Source organism: Streptomyces sp. NPDC050549 (assembly GCF_040655035.1).
Lineage (GTDB): Bacteria > Actinomycetota > Actinomycetes > Streptomycetales > Streptomycetaceae > Streptomyces.
The window spans coordinates 183,795-196,907 of record NZ_JBFAJD010000010.1; the positions used below are offsets into that span (position 1 = coordinate 183,795).

At 71.4% G+C, this 13,113-nt stretch carries 10 protein-coding genes; 2 read left to right on the plus strand and 8 right to left on the minus strand.

All coding sequences use genetic code 11. The features are described from left to right. Positions 1–147: 147 nt before the first annotated feature. The 8 genes from AB0I51_RS17535 to AB0I51_RS17570 all read right to left on the minus strand — a co-directional run bounded on the left by AB0I51_RS17535 (position 148) and on the right by AB0I51_RS17570 (position 11,070). Positions 148–1,542 carry a Zn-dependent hydrolase gene (locus AB0I51_RS17535; protein WP_362975919.1) on the minus strand — a complete coding sequence of 465 codons (1,395 nt, stop codon included), beginning with the start codon at positions 1,540–1,542 and terminating at the stop codon, positions 148–150. Then, positions 1,539–3,506, minus strand: coding sequence for a S9 family peptidase (locus AB0I51_RS17540; protein ID WP_362975921.1), 1,968 nt, complete (start codon positions 3,504–3,506; stop codon positions 1,539–1,541). The genes AB0I51_RS17535 and AB0I51_RS17540 overlap by 4 nt, the downstream gene beginning before the upstream one ends. Before the next feature lie 17 nt (positions 3,507–3,523). After that, positions 3,524–5,509, minus strand: coding sequence for a M13 family metallopeptidase (locus tag AB0I51_RS17545; RefSeq protein WP_362975923.1), 1,986 nt, complete (start codon positions 5,507–5,509; stop codon positions 3,524–3,526). Further along, positions 5,506–6,786: an MFS transporter gene (locus AB0I51_RS17550; RefSeq protein ID WP_362975925.1), complete on the minus strand. Its 1,281-nt coding sequence runs from the start codon at positions 6,784–6,786 to the stop codon at positions 5,506–5,508. The genes AB0I51_RS17545 and AB0I51_RS17550 overlap by 4 nt, the downstream gene beginning before the upstream one ends. Then, on the minus strand, positions 6,783–8,021 hold the full coding sequence (locus tag AB0I51_RS17555; RefSeq protein ID WP_362975927.1) for a cupin domain-containing protein: 1,239 nt from the start codon (positions 8,019–8,021) through the stop codon (positions 6,783–6,785). Before AB0I51_RS17555 ends, AB0I51_RS17550 begins: the two co-directional genes overlap by 4 nt. Positions 8,022–8,134: 113 nt before the next feature. Then, a complete protein-coding gene (locus AB0I51_RS17560) occupies positions 8,135–9,325 on the minus strand; it encodes a cupin domain-containing protein (RefSeq protein WP_362975929.1) in 1,191 nt (396 codons plus the stop codon). A 424-nt stretch (positions 9,326–9,749) separates the two neighbouring features. Further along, positions 9,750–10,250 (minus strand): tetratricopeptide repeat protein, encoded by a 501-nt coding sequence (locus AB0I51_RS17565; protein WP_362975931.1) that lies wholly within the window; start codon positions 10,248–10,250, stop codon positions 9,750–9,752. Positions 10,251–10,623: 373 nt separating this feature from the next. Further along, entirely contained in the window at positions 10,624–11,070 is a 447-nt protein-coding gene (locus AB0I51_RS17570) for an ATP-binding protein (protein ID WP_019073437.1), read from the minus strand. A 236-nt stretch (positions 11,071–11,306) separates the two neighbouring features. Between AB0I51_RS17570 and AB0I51_RS17575 the strand changes: the two genes are divergently transcribed. Further along, a complete protein-coding gene (locus AB0I51_RS17575; RefSeq protein WP_362975933.1) occupies positions 11,307–12,161 on the plus strand; it encodes a hypothetical protein in 855 nt (284 codons plus the stop codon). A 170-nt stretch (positions 12,162–12,331) separates the two neighbouring features. After that, entirely contained in the window at positions 12,332–13,048 is a 717-nt protein-coding gene (locus AB0I51_RS17580) for a YcnI family protein (protein ID WP_362975935.1), read from the plus strand. Positions 13,049–13,113 lie beyond the last annotated feature (65 nt).

Genomic DNA, 13,113 nt, shown 5'->3' on the forward strand with positions numbered 1-13,113 from the left:
AGCGCTTCGCTGGATGTGCGTCAGGGGTCGGTTTTTTGCCGCAGCGCCGTCGTGGCTGGTCGCGCCCGCGCGGCGGTAGCCGCACATGTCACAGCCCCGCCCCCCTTTGGGGCGCTGCCGAACCGCAGTCGACTTCACCAGGTCCACTTAGTGCTCGTTGACGGACCGTGCGGTCGTCGCCCGCGCGGGCCGCACGGCGTGGCCGGCGACCCGCGACGCGGTACGCAGCAGGACCCGCGCACCCGCGACCAGGTCCTCGGGCGCGGTGTCCTCTTCCGGTACATGGCTGATGCCGCCGATGCTGGGCACGAAGATCATTCCGATCGGCGCGATGTCGGCGACCATCTGTGCGTCGTGCCCGGCGCCACTGGGCAGCGTCTCGCGGGCGAGCCCGAGTTCGTCGGCACTGCACTCGACGGCCGCGCGCAGCACGGGGTCGGTGGAGGTCGGGTCGGAGCGGGTCTCGGCGACCACCTCGATCTCGGTGCGGGTGGACGCGGCGATCGCCCGCAGCGCCTGACGCACGGCCTCTTCCGCCGCCGCGGCCCGCCACACGTCGGTGTCCCGGAGATCCACCGTCAACCGCACCGACCCGGCGATGGTGTTGGGCGTGTTGGGGTGCGGGTCGAGCCATCCCACCGTGGCGACCCGGCACAACTCGCGGTCCCGCGCTATGTGTTCCACCGCCAGCACCACCCGCGCGGCGGCGGTGAGCGCGTCCCGGCGCCCTTCCATGGGACTGGTGCCGGAGTGCCCGGCCGCACCGCGCACCTCCAGCGTCAGCACGGTCCGGCCCGTGATCGCCTCGACCACGCCGATCCGGCTGCCGCCGCGCTCCAGCACCGGGCCCTGCTCCACATGCAGTTCGAGGTACGCGGCCACCGAGCCGTGCTGCCAGGCGGCGCTGCCCAGCGCGTCCAGGTCGCCTCCCGCCAGTCGAAGGGCCTCACGCAGCGGACGCCCGGAGTGGTCGCGCGGTTCACGGGGCAGGCCCGCCAGCCGTCCGGCGATCGCCATGGAGCCCCAGAAGGGCTGCGGGAAGAGGGCACCCTCCTCGTTGGCGAAGGCCACCGCGACCGGCTCGTACGGCAGGTCGGCGCCGTGCTCCTCGAAGACCTGGAGGACCTCCAGGGCGGCCACCACCCCGTAGGCACCGTCCAGCCGGCCGCCGTTGACGACGGTGTCCAGGTGCGAGCCCATCATCAGGGCCTGCCGCTCTTCCCGGCGCCCGTCGCACCGGGGTCGCACGATGATGTTCCCGGCCGCGTCGACCGCGGGGACGAGTCCCGCGCCGTGTGCCTCGTCCATCAGATAGGCGCGGGCCTCGCGGTCGGCCGGACTGAACCCCTCCCGGGTGATCCCGCCCGTCCGCCCATCGCGACCGATGCGGCCCAGTTCGGCGAGCCGCCGCAGCAGCCGACCCTCGTCGATGTCCAGGGCCGACCGGCCCCCGGTCCCGCGGACCCGGGAACCGCCGGCCGGCACGTCCTCCCGGGCCGGTCGCAGGTCGGCCAGGCCCGCCACGTCCGCCAGGCCGCTCACAGGTGCCGCCCCCACCACTCCAGCACGGCCTCGAAGCGCGCCAGTCGGTGACTGGGCAGGCCGGAACGGGACATGTCGTGCCCCTCGCCGGGGAACAGCAGCAGTTCGGCGGTGACGCCACGCAGTTTCAGCTCCGTGAACAGCCGTTGGGCCTGCTCCGGAGGGCAGTGCCGGTCCTCCTCGGACTGGATGATGAGCATCGGCGTGGCCATCCGGTCCACATACGTCAGCGGGCTCTGTTCCGCCCAGCGGTTCCGGTCGGCGCCGTACAGCGCGACCGCGAGGTCGACACCGTCGTCACTGGTGGCCGCGTAGCTGTCGATGGCGTACAGCCCGCGCTCACCGATCATGGCGCGGAAGCGTTCGCCGTGGTGGGCGTTGAACCACGCGGCCATGTAGCCGCCGAACGAGCCGCCCATCACGCCGACCCGCCCGCCGTCCAGGTCGGGCGACTCCAGTGCCGTGTCCAGCAGGGCGAGCAGGTCGACGGCCGACCTGCCCGGCAGATCCTCCCTGACGTACGCGCCGTGCGCCTGCCCGTAGCCGGAGCAGCCCCGGGGGTTGCCGAGGACAACCGCGTATCCGGCGCTCGCGTACACCTGCGCCTCGTCGAAGGCGGCCGGGCCGTTCAGGGTGTGGCCCCACTGCGTGTACGGGCCGCCCTTGACCTGGAAGATCACGGGGTGCGGGCCGGGCCCCTGCGGCTTCACCACCCAGCCCTGCAGGGGGTAGCCGTCGGGGGCGTGGGCGGTGAACTCCTCCATCGGCAGCAGCGCGCCGCGTTCCGTGAGCCGGGCGCCGTAGCGGGTGAGGACCCGTTCGGTGCCGTCGCGCAGCACCAGCAGGTCGCCGGCGCTGCGGTCGCTGGAGACGACGGCGGCGACGGTGACGCCCCGGGCGGTCTCGGCGACCGCGTACCCGTTGACCTGGCGCCGGCCGGTGAGGACGGGGGTCGGCTCACCGCCGTCGTAGGGCACCAGGACGAGGTTGACCTCGCCCCGGTGGTCGCCGGCGAAGTACACACCGTCGGCGGCGGGCCAGATCATCTGGCTGGCGAAGCTGAGGTGGTGGGCGTCACCGGTGAGCCGGCGCGGGGCGGCCGGGCCGTCGGCGGGCGCGGTGACCTCCTGTCCGGCCGGCCGCACCGGGACCGACCAGAGACCGTAACTCGCCGTCGCGCACGAGTGGTTGTTCTTGTCGAGTTCGGCGCCGCAGAAGACGACCGAGCCGCCGTCGGCGGAGAAGCGCGGCGTGAACAGGTACATCCCGCCGTGGGTGAGGGGCCGCAGGCCGGTGCCGTCGGGCGCCACCGCCCAGATGTCGCAGCGCGAGTCGTCGCCGCGCTCCGCGTGCCGGGCCGTCACGAACGCCAGCAGTCCGCCGTCGGGACTCCACGCCAGGTCGCCGTGGTCGTAGTCGCCGCCGGTGAGCTGCAGCGCCGGGGTCTCCGGGTCGAGTGGATCCGTGACGAAGACCTGCCGGGGCCGGTCGTAGGTGTAGCCGAAGCCGTCCAGCTGGTAGACGAGTGTGGTGACGCGGCGGGGCCTCTCCTGCTCGGGCGGTCCCTGGTAGCGGCCCGGCGCCGGTACCCGGCCGGTGAACGCGATCCGGGTCGAGTCCGGGCTCCACACCGGCTGGCCCGCTCCCATCGGATGGTCGGTGACGGGGAACGCCTCGCCGCCGCCTTCCATGGGCAGCAGATGGATCTGCGCCCGGCCGTGCGCGCCGGGCCGCAGGAAGGCGAGGAAACGGCCGTCGGGCGAGAACGCGGGCGCACCGTCGTAGGGGCCCTGGGTGACGCGGCGCGGCGGGGTCGTGCCCGTCGTGTCCGCGATCAGCAGTTCGGTGACGTAGTCGTCGCCCGCCACGTCGGCGCGGGTGACCTCCACGACGGCGTACCGGCCGTCCGGCGAGATCGTGGGGCGCCCCAGGACGGGGAGCAGGTCGATGTCGGTGGGAAGCATGTCATGGCCTCACAGACTCACAGAAGAGAGAAACGTGATGCGGGGTCGATGAAGAGGGCGTCGCCCGGCCGCACACCGAAGGCGTCGCGGAACGCGCCGACGTGTCCGAGCACGCCGTTGCAGCGGAACTCGGCGGGCGCGTGGCGGTCCGAGGCGAGCCGTTCGGCCATCCGGGCGGCCGTGGTCCGGGCGCGCCACATGGTCGCCCAGTGGACGAAGAACCGGCGGGTGTCCCCGGCGCCGACGACGGCTCCGGTCGTCCGCCCGGTGTGCGCGGCGAAGGCCGTGTGCGCGACGGTGACTCCGGCGATGTCCGCCATGTTCTCGCCGACCGTGCGGGCCCCGCTGACCCGCCGGCCCGGGAAGCCCTCGGGCTCGTACCCGTCGTACTGCGTGACGAGCAGCTGGGTGCGCCGGCCGAACTCGGCGCGGTCCTCGGGCGTCCACCAGTCCCGCAGCCGGCCCCGGCCGTCGTAGCGGGAGCCGCGACTGTCGAAGGCGTGCGCCATCTCGTGGCCCACGATCGCGCCCAGCACCGCGTAGTTCCGCGCGGGGTCGCCCGCGGGGTCGAAGACGGGGGGCTGCAGCAGTCCTGCGGGGATGACGACCTGGTTGAGGCCGTGCCGGTAGTAGGCGGTGACCTGGTGCGGGTGGATCTTCCACTCGCCGCGGTCGACGGGGGTGCCGAGGCGGGCGAGCTCCCGCGCGATGTGCCGGGCGCGGCCCCGTTTCACATTGCCGAGGAGGTCCGCGGGGTCCACCCACGGGTCGTCGTGATCGCCTTCCGGGGCATCCGTGCCGTGCGGGTGGCCGATCTCGAAGACCATGTCGTCGAGCTTGCGCAGCGCGGCGTCCCGGGTGCTGGGCGCCATCCAGTCCGCCCCCTCCATGCACGTCCGGTAGGCGTCCACGAGTGCGGCGACCAGCTCGCGCGCGGCCTCGACGGTGCCGGGCGGCAGGTTCTCGGCGAGATAGCGCTCGGCGACGGCGTCCCCGAGGAAGGTCTCCACGAAGGAGAGGGCCCGCAGGGGGCGGGGCCGCGGCTCGGTGAAGCCGTTGAGGGTGCGGCCGTAGAAGGCGAAGTTGTCCGCGAAGACCCTGCGGGGTCCGAACGGCACCATCTCGTGGACGTACCGCCAGGTCAGCCACAGTTTCAGCTCGTCCAGGCTCCGGGTGCGCCACCACTCGTCGAGGGAGTCGGCGAAGGCCGGCTGCCGCAGCCGTACGGTCGCGTCGGCGGGCGGGTCGCCCAGTCCGCGCAGCCAGCTCGCCCAGGGGAAACCTCCGTCGCGGGCGGCGAGTCGGGCCACCGAGCAGGTCAGCGAGCGGACCGGGGTACCGGGTTGCGGGACGGTGTGCCGGGCGGCCAGCCCGGTCTCCAGCCGGACGACCTCCGCGGCTGCCGCCGCGGCACCGGGGACCGCCGCGTGGGCGAGCATCACCCCGATGTGCTCGGTGTACTGCTCCAGCAGCCGTTCCCCGCCCTCCCGCCGGTAGCCGGCGGCACCGGGCAGGCCGAGTCCGGCCTGGGAGAGCAGGAGGACGTACTGGCCGGCGCGGGCGGTGTCGACGGCGACCGAGAAGTCCAGGGCGCCCCCCACGCCCTGGGCCTGGAGCCGGCCCATCAGCCGGGCGAGCGCGCCGCGGTCGGCGGCCGAGCGGACGGCGTCCAGATCGGCCGCGAAGGCCCGGGCCGCGCCCTGCTCCTCGATGCGCTCCTCGTCCATGAAGCTCGCGTGGAGGTCGGCGATACGACGGCTGGTGCCGCTCTCCTCCGGATGCTCCACGGCTCGGCGGACGACCCGCTCGACGTCGTCCTGCACCTTGTCGGCCAGCAGCGTCAGAGTGGTGGCCTCGGCCTGGTGGGCCGGCAGCACATGGCCGTCCGTCCAACGCCCGTTGACGAAGCGGTAGAAGTCGTCCTGCGGCCTGACCGAGAGATCGACGTCCACGTCGTGCGGCAGTCCCGCCGGGACGGCCACCGGGTCCGAGGCCACCGTCATCGCGCGGCCTCGCTCAGCTGTCCGGAGGGTGCCTGGGCGTCCGAGTTCTTCAGCACGCCCTTCGCGAAGACGGCCAGCGCGACCAGGGCGAAGGCACCGGCGGCGAGGAAGCCGTGGCGCGCCGACGTGAAGCTGAGGATCGCTCCGCCGATCAGGTAGCCGAGGGCCGGGCCGGTGTTGGAGACCGCGCCGAGCGCGGCGAAGGCACGGCCGCGGTGGCTTTCGGGCACCCGGACGTTGAGCAGGATGTGGGTGACCGTGGCCTGCGCGCCGTTGCCGATGCCGCCCAGGACGTAGAACGGCAGGATCCACCAGACTCCCGGCGCCAGCCCGGTGCCGAGGATGGCCACGCCGATGCAGAGGAACGTGCCGATCAGGATCGCCTCGTGACTGAACCGCTTCACCCGGCGCACCAGCATCCCGCCGGGAATCAGGCCGAGCATCCACGCCGACATGATCAGGCCGAACGTCTCCTCGGAGGCCCCGAAGGTCTCACGGACGTAGAAGACGATCAGGACGTTGATGATGCTCGCGGCGGCCATGACCGCGCCGCTGAGGATGAGCACGGCGGTGAGGAAGCGGTCGCCGGTGACCTTGTACGGAGCCGGCCGGTCGGTGCTCGCGGTGTCCTCGGCCGCGGCCGCGGCACCGCGGCCCTTGTGCAGCCGGGTGCGGATGAGCAGGCCGCCCGCGACGACGGCGGCGAAGCTGAGCGCGTCGATGAGCAGCGGCACGGTCACCCCGAACCGGCCGATGAGGAAGCCGGCGACACCGGGCGCGGCGACCATGCCGGCCATCGCCCAGGTCTGGGAGATGGAGGAGGCCCGCGGCACGTTGTCCTTGCCGACGATGGCACTCGGCAGTGCCCCGAACACCGGGTGGGTGAAGGCGAGTCCGGCGGACAGCACGGCGGAGAGGGCGATCAGGACGGCCGGTGAGGTCCAGATCGTCATCGCTACGCAGATCAGGGCCTGCAACGACCCGACGGTGACCATGAGGGTACGGCTGTCGAAGCGGTCCGCGACCCTGCCCGTCAGCGGCGACAGCAGTACCGGCGGCACGGTCGCGGCCAGCAGCAGCGCCATGACGGCGTACGAACCGGCGCCCTTGGACTGGAGCTGGAGCGCGATGGCGGTCTCGGCGGCGATGTCGCCCGCGAAGGACAGGCCCCGCATGCCGGCGAGGAGGTAGACGTCCCGCCAGGCGGCCCGGGTTTCCGGTGGGGCCCCGGTGGCGGCGGTCGGTGCTGTGGTGTCGGTGGCCATCTCGTGGGTCACTTCCTCTTCTCGTCGGCGACGGGTACGGCGTCGGGGGATGCGCCGGCCGGCGGGCCGGCGACGGCTTCGAGGACGCCGATCCGGGCCAGACCCCGGACAGCGCTCAGGGACCGGGCCTCGGGGACTCCGGGGAAGAACTCGGCGGCGCTCACGGTCCGGCCGGATTCGAGTGCGCGCAGCGCGCCCGCGACGGCGTCCGGTACGGCCAGCCTGTGGCCGCCCGCCCGCAGCGCGGTCCGGCCGGCCTCGCTGTCGCCGATCTCCACGGGTACGGCAGCGCGGCGCACCCGGGTACCGGGGGTGAGGGCGTCGACGGCCGCGAGCCGGGCGAACTCCCGGGTCCGGTCGGCCCCGTTGCGGGCCCGGCCCACGGCGACGAGCCGCTTGGCCTCCGAGGCCACGTCCAGCCGGGCGAGCCGCTCGCGCAGCAGCTCCAGCTTCTCGGTGAGCGCCGCCACGGCGGCGGCGTCCTCGCCCTCGGCCAGGTGGGGAAAGCCGTGGAAGCCGTCGTCCTCGACCAGGGCGGTGACGGTGTCCTGCAGCAGATGGCGCCACCGGCGCGGCTCCACCCCGACGGACAGGTGCAGCGACAGCTCGCTCTCGGCGGCGGCTGCGTGCGGGGTGCCGTGCGGCACATACAGCACGTCACCGGGGCGCAGCGTCACCTCGAGGACGGGTTCGCCGAGTTCCTCGGGTGTGTACGAGCCCTCGTCCCCGCGGCGGTGCTCCGGAGTGGCCCACACCCGCCAGGTCTTGGTGCCGTCGACCTGGACGACGAAGACGTCGATGGAGTCGCGGTGCGGGGCGAAGCCGTCGGTGCGGGCCGGGGTGACGAAGAGGACCACCTCCGCGTCGCAGGCGAGCGCGTCGGCGAAGGGTTCCATCAGACGGCGGGCCGACGGCAGGACGTGCTGGAGGGAGTTCCAGGTGACGGTGCCCCCGGACCGGAACAGCTCGTACACCTTGTCCGGGTTGACGGCCTCGGCGAGCGCCGCGCCGCGTGCGACGGTGCGCGTGTAGGCGCCGGAGGGCACACCCTTGCCGCCCTTGGTCACCCGCAGATAGGACGGCGGCGTGGTTTCCAGGGCGAGGATGTCGTCGAGCTGTCGCACCGAGGGCAGGCCGTCGAGGCGGCCCGCCAGCGCTCCCGTGCGCAACAGCGGCTGCTTGTCGAAGTAGTCGGCGAAGAAGACGTCCGGGTCACCGACGAAATCCTCGAAGGAGTAGGGGTCCACGTTGTTGCCTCCTACTGGCGAATCGGTGCGGGTCGGCCGGACGTCCGGCGATCCGGCGCGGTCCCGGAACAGGTCCGGGACCGCGTCGGATCGCGCCGGGTACCGGCAGCTCTTCAGCCGGCCGGGACCAGCTCGAACACACCCAGCCGGGTGAGTCCTTGAGCGGCCTTGGCCGAACGGAGCTCGTCCACACCGGGGAACACGTGGGACGCCGTGATCGACGCGTCCGGGCCGAGCGCGGCCAGGGTCTCGGCGATCGGTGTGGGTACCGCGATCTTGTGACCGTTGACGGTCAGCTGGGTGCGGCCGTTGTCGTCCTCGCCGAAGGCCAGGGGCGCCTTTCCGCGGCGCAGCCGCGATGCGGGTCCCATGTCGTCCATGTCGGCGATGGCCTGGAAGGTGTCGCCCCGGGAGCTGCCCGGCAGCTGCCGGCCGAGGTCGGCGAGCCGGTCGAGTTCCGCCGAGGGGTCCACGGACTCCAGGCGGGCGACGAGTTCGTGGATCTTCTCCTTGAACACGGCTTCGACGTCGGCGGCACGCGCCTCGCCGATGTGCGGGTACTCGTTGAACACATCGGCGCCGACCAGGTCGTCGAGCGTCTCCTGCAGAAGGTCCCGCCACATGCGCGGACGCATCATGATCGACAGGTGCAGCGATCCGCTGCCCTCGGCGGTCGCGGCGTGCGGGGTGCCGTAGGGGAGGTAGAGCACGTCACCGGGCTGGAGCGAGACCTCGATCTCCGGCTCGCCGAGGCCCTCCAGGGTGTACTGGGCGTTGTTGCCCAGGCGCGGGGTCGGAGGGTTCCACAGCTTCCAGTGCTTGCTGCCCTCCAACTGCACGATGAACAGGTCCACCGGGTCGTGGTGCGGCGGGTAGCCCTTCTTGCCGGTGGGCGTGAGGAAGGCGACCGTGTCGGTCCGCACCGCCATCTTTTCGCTGATGACGCGGGTGAAGTCGCGCATCTCCGGGATGATGTGGTTCAGCGAGCACCAGGTGACGGTGGCGCCGGCCCGGTAGAGCTCGTAGATCTTCTCCGGGTCGACGGTGTCCGTGATGGTCTGGCCCTGTACGACGACGTTGCGGCTGTAGCCCTGCTCGGGCACACCGTTGCCCTTGAGGTTGACCTTGATGTAGGGCGGCCGGATCACCTCGAGGTTGACCAACTGGTCGAGCTTGCGGAGCGAGAGTATGTCGCGCGGGTCCCCCGGCACGGCGTTCTTCCGCAGCATGGGCTTCTTGTTGAAGTACTCGGTGAAGAAGACCTGTTCGTCTCCCACCAGGTCCGCGAATGCGTGGTTCGCCATGCCTGCCTCTCAATGAATGGAATGTCTTGTGGGACTGGGAAGCCAGGTGGCCCGCTGTTCTCTCGTGGCGAGGGGCGACGCCCGAAGGCGCCGCCCTTCACCACAGGGCTACTTCAAGAACAATTACTGAATGTTCTTGTAGTAGGAGGTGGCGAGCAGCTCCTCGGCCGTCTCGATGAACTCGATGTCGTCGAACTCGACGTTCTCCATCGCGATTCACTTCCCTTCGCCTTTTCCCCGGGCTGTTCCCGGCGACTGAGAAAATCTTCGCCTTTGACCGGGGCATGCGTCAATCAGTTCAACTTCGGACCGGACGCGCTGGTGCACACACAGAAGAAAGCGGCCCGGACGCCGTCGTAATGGCGTCCGGGCCGCTTCTGATGAGGCCTTCGATGGTGCAGGCGGAGAAATTTCCGAGGAATTCCTATTCGGATTCCACGATCAGGTCGCCGGCGTAGTTGGCGAGGGAGCGGTTGTATCTGGGCAGGTGCCTGGCGAGCGCGACGAGGGTGTACGACAGCGCCTCGCGCTCCCGCCCGACCTCCGCGAGCGCGAGTGCCAGGAAGCCGGCGACGGCGTCGTCGAGCTCGTCGGACCCCGCGCCGCGCTCCGCCTCCAGCAGGGCGACGCTCTCGTCCACCTGCCCCACGTTCCGCAGCGAGCTGGCGAGCTGGATCACCGCACGGCGGCGGCGTATCCCGGTCAGGCCGGACGCGAGCGCCTCCCGGTAGAGCGGCACCGCGCGATCGGAATGGCCGGTGGAGTCTTGGGCGCACGCCAGCTCGAAAGGCGCTCGCGCATCGCCCGGCGGGAGCTCCTGGGTGAGTTTCTGGATCAGCCCGAGGAATTCATCCTCGGCATGGTCGTCAAGGGCGGCCCAGAGGGAGGCGACACGCTCCTCCCAATCATTTTCAGATGTCGTCACTACGACAGCCTTCCGGATCTGCGCTCTGCTCGGTGAGTCGTCCTGAAAAGGGGCGAGGGGCGACGCCCGAAGGCGCCGCCCTTCACCACAGGGCTACTTCAAGAACAATTACTGAATGTTCTTGTAGTAGGAGGTGGCGAGCAGCTCCTCGGCCGTCTCGATGAACTCGATGTCGTCGAACTCGACGTTCTCCATCGCGATTCACTTCCCTTCGCCTTTTCCCCGGGCTGTTCCCGGCGACTGAGAAGATCTTCGCCGGATCTGAAGAGTTCCGTCAACCGACGCAAATTTGATCGGGGAACTGTTCAACCGCTGCCCGGCAGCAGTTGAACAAAGCCGGGAACGGGCCGGACGCCGACCCCCGGGAACAGCCCTACACCGCCATCAGCGGCGCGTCCTTCCGCCACTTCAGGATCTTGTCGAAGCTCACCACCGCGCCACCCACACCCGGCTTGTTGCCGATGTGGACGTGGTCGGCGAGTTCCTGGATGAGACACAGGCCCCGGCCGTTCTCCGCCTCGCTGGGGGCGGGACGGACGGCCTGGGCGCGCGCGAAGCCGGGGCCCGAGTCGGCGACCTCGATACGGCACTTCTCGCCGTCGAGGTACGCGGTGACGCGGTACGCCTCCGAGGACGCGCCGGGCTCGGTGTCGCCACCGTGCTCGACGGCGTTGGCGCACGCCTCGCTGAGGGCGACCGAGAGGTCGTAGGAGATGTCCGGGTCGACGCCCGCGGTCTCCATCGTGCCGAGGAGAAGCCGGCGGGCGAGCGGAACGCTCGCGGCCTCGCGCCTCAGATGGAGTGACCACCAGATGCTCATGCTCCAGCCTCCTGGCCGCGGCTCGACATAGTGATACCTATTGCCGCCAGTGCCCCTGTGTAAGCACGGAGTTGACGTGATGCCGCCCATATGGGGGATGTGTCTGAAACGTAATTGGTGTATCCGGAGGTAGCTCACACCGGAGAGTGACCTTTGTGATCTATGACACATTATCGTTCCGGTGCGATGGACCTGCCGTATGGAGCCCGCAGGGCCGGTGCGATGATGAGCCCGCCATGACTGCCCCCCACCCACGTACGGCGCGCTCCGGAGCTGAACTCCGGGCCCTGCGGGCCGCGGTGTTCGCCGCGGTCTGTGTCGTGCTGGCCGCGGCCGGTCATGCCATCGCCTCCTGCGCCACCGTGCCCCTGTGGACACTCGGCGCGGGCTTCCTCGCCACGTTCCTGGTCGTCGCACCGCTCGCCGGGCGCGAGCGCTCGCTGCCGGGCATCGCGGCACTGCTCGCGGTCGGACAGACCGTCCTGCACACGCTGTTCGGACTCGGCCAGACAGCCGGTACGTCGACCGCGAGCAGCCTGCCCGCGTCCGACGCGACGCTCGTCGCACGCGCAGCGCATCTGCTGTGCGGGACCACCGCGGCGGCGATCAGCCCGGCGCAGGCCCATCAGATCCTCACCGCCGCACGGCTGCTGCCGACTTCGGGCTCGACGGGCTCCACGGGGTCAACGGGCCCGATGAGCTCCATGGGGTCGATGCACCACCCGGCGGACGCCATGTCCACCTCCGCCGCCTCCTCCATGTCGCTGTTCCCGTCCGTGTCCATGCTGCTCGGCCACCTCCTCGCGGCACTCGCCGCGGGCTGGCTGCTGCGGCACGGGGACCTGGCGCTGCGGCGCCTGGTGGAACTGTCGGCGCACGGAGTCGCGGAAGGGGCGCTCGTACGGTCCCTGCGCGGAGCCCTCGCCCTGGTGCGCGCCCTGCGGGCCGGGCTGCCGGGAGCACCCGGGACGGGTCCGCGGCTGCGGCGTACCGACCACTTCGCGCCGCCCGCGCCGCACACCGCTGCACTCCAGCACTCGGTGATCCGCCGCGGCCCGCCTTCGGCCGCCGCACACGTCCTCGCCGCCTGACGCGACGCGACCACCACCGCACTCCTCTCGTGCGTGGAGAGGCCGCCGTCGTGCGGCACACGCGCGTGCCCGGCTTTTTCCGCCGGGAAACCCCTGGTGCCACCCAGGTGTTCACGCGCCCCTCTTCACCACCGGAACTCACTCGAACTCGAAGTGGAGTGCTCCCTTCCATGAAGGCTTCTCGTATCGCCGCCGCCGCTGCCGTCGCCGGCTCGGCCGTCGTCGTCCTGTCCTCCCCCGCCTTCGCGCACGTCTCCGTGCAGCCGGAGGGCACGGCCGTCAAGGGCGGCTACGCGGTCGTCGACTTCAAGGTCCCGAACGAGCGCGACGACGCCTCGACCACCAAGCTCGAAGTCACCTTCCCGACCGACCACCCGCTGGCCTCCGTGATGCCGGAGCCGATCAGCGGCTGGACCGTCAAGGTCACCAAGTCGAAGCTGCCCAAGCCCGCCGAGATGCACGGCGAGACGATCACCGAGGCCGTCACCAAGGTCACCTGGACCGCGACCGGCAAGGGCGTCGAGCCCGGCTACTTCCAGAAGTTCCCGGTCTCCGTCGGCATGCTGCCCACGGATGCCGACCAGCTCGTCTTCAAGGCGCTGCAGACCTACTCCGACAAGGAGGTCGTGCGCTGGATCGAGGTGCAGAAGGACGGCGCGGAGGAGCCCGAGAACCCCGCTCCGGTCCTCGAACTCGCCGCCGCCCCCGCCTCCGGCGCGACCGCCGAGGACGCCTCCGAGAAGACCGAGAACACCGCCGCCGACACCACGACCGCCGCCGACTCCTCCGACACCACCGCCCGCGTCCTCGCCGTGGTCGGCATCGCCTTCGGCGCGGCCGGTGTGGCGTACGGCGTGCTCGCCGGCCGACGGCGTACGACCGTCTGAGGCCCGTCCGCTCATGGCGCGCACAGGGGTCCGTGCGACTCTTGCGTACGACCCCCGGTGCGCGC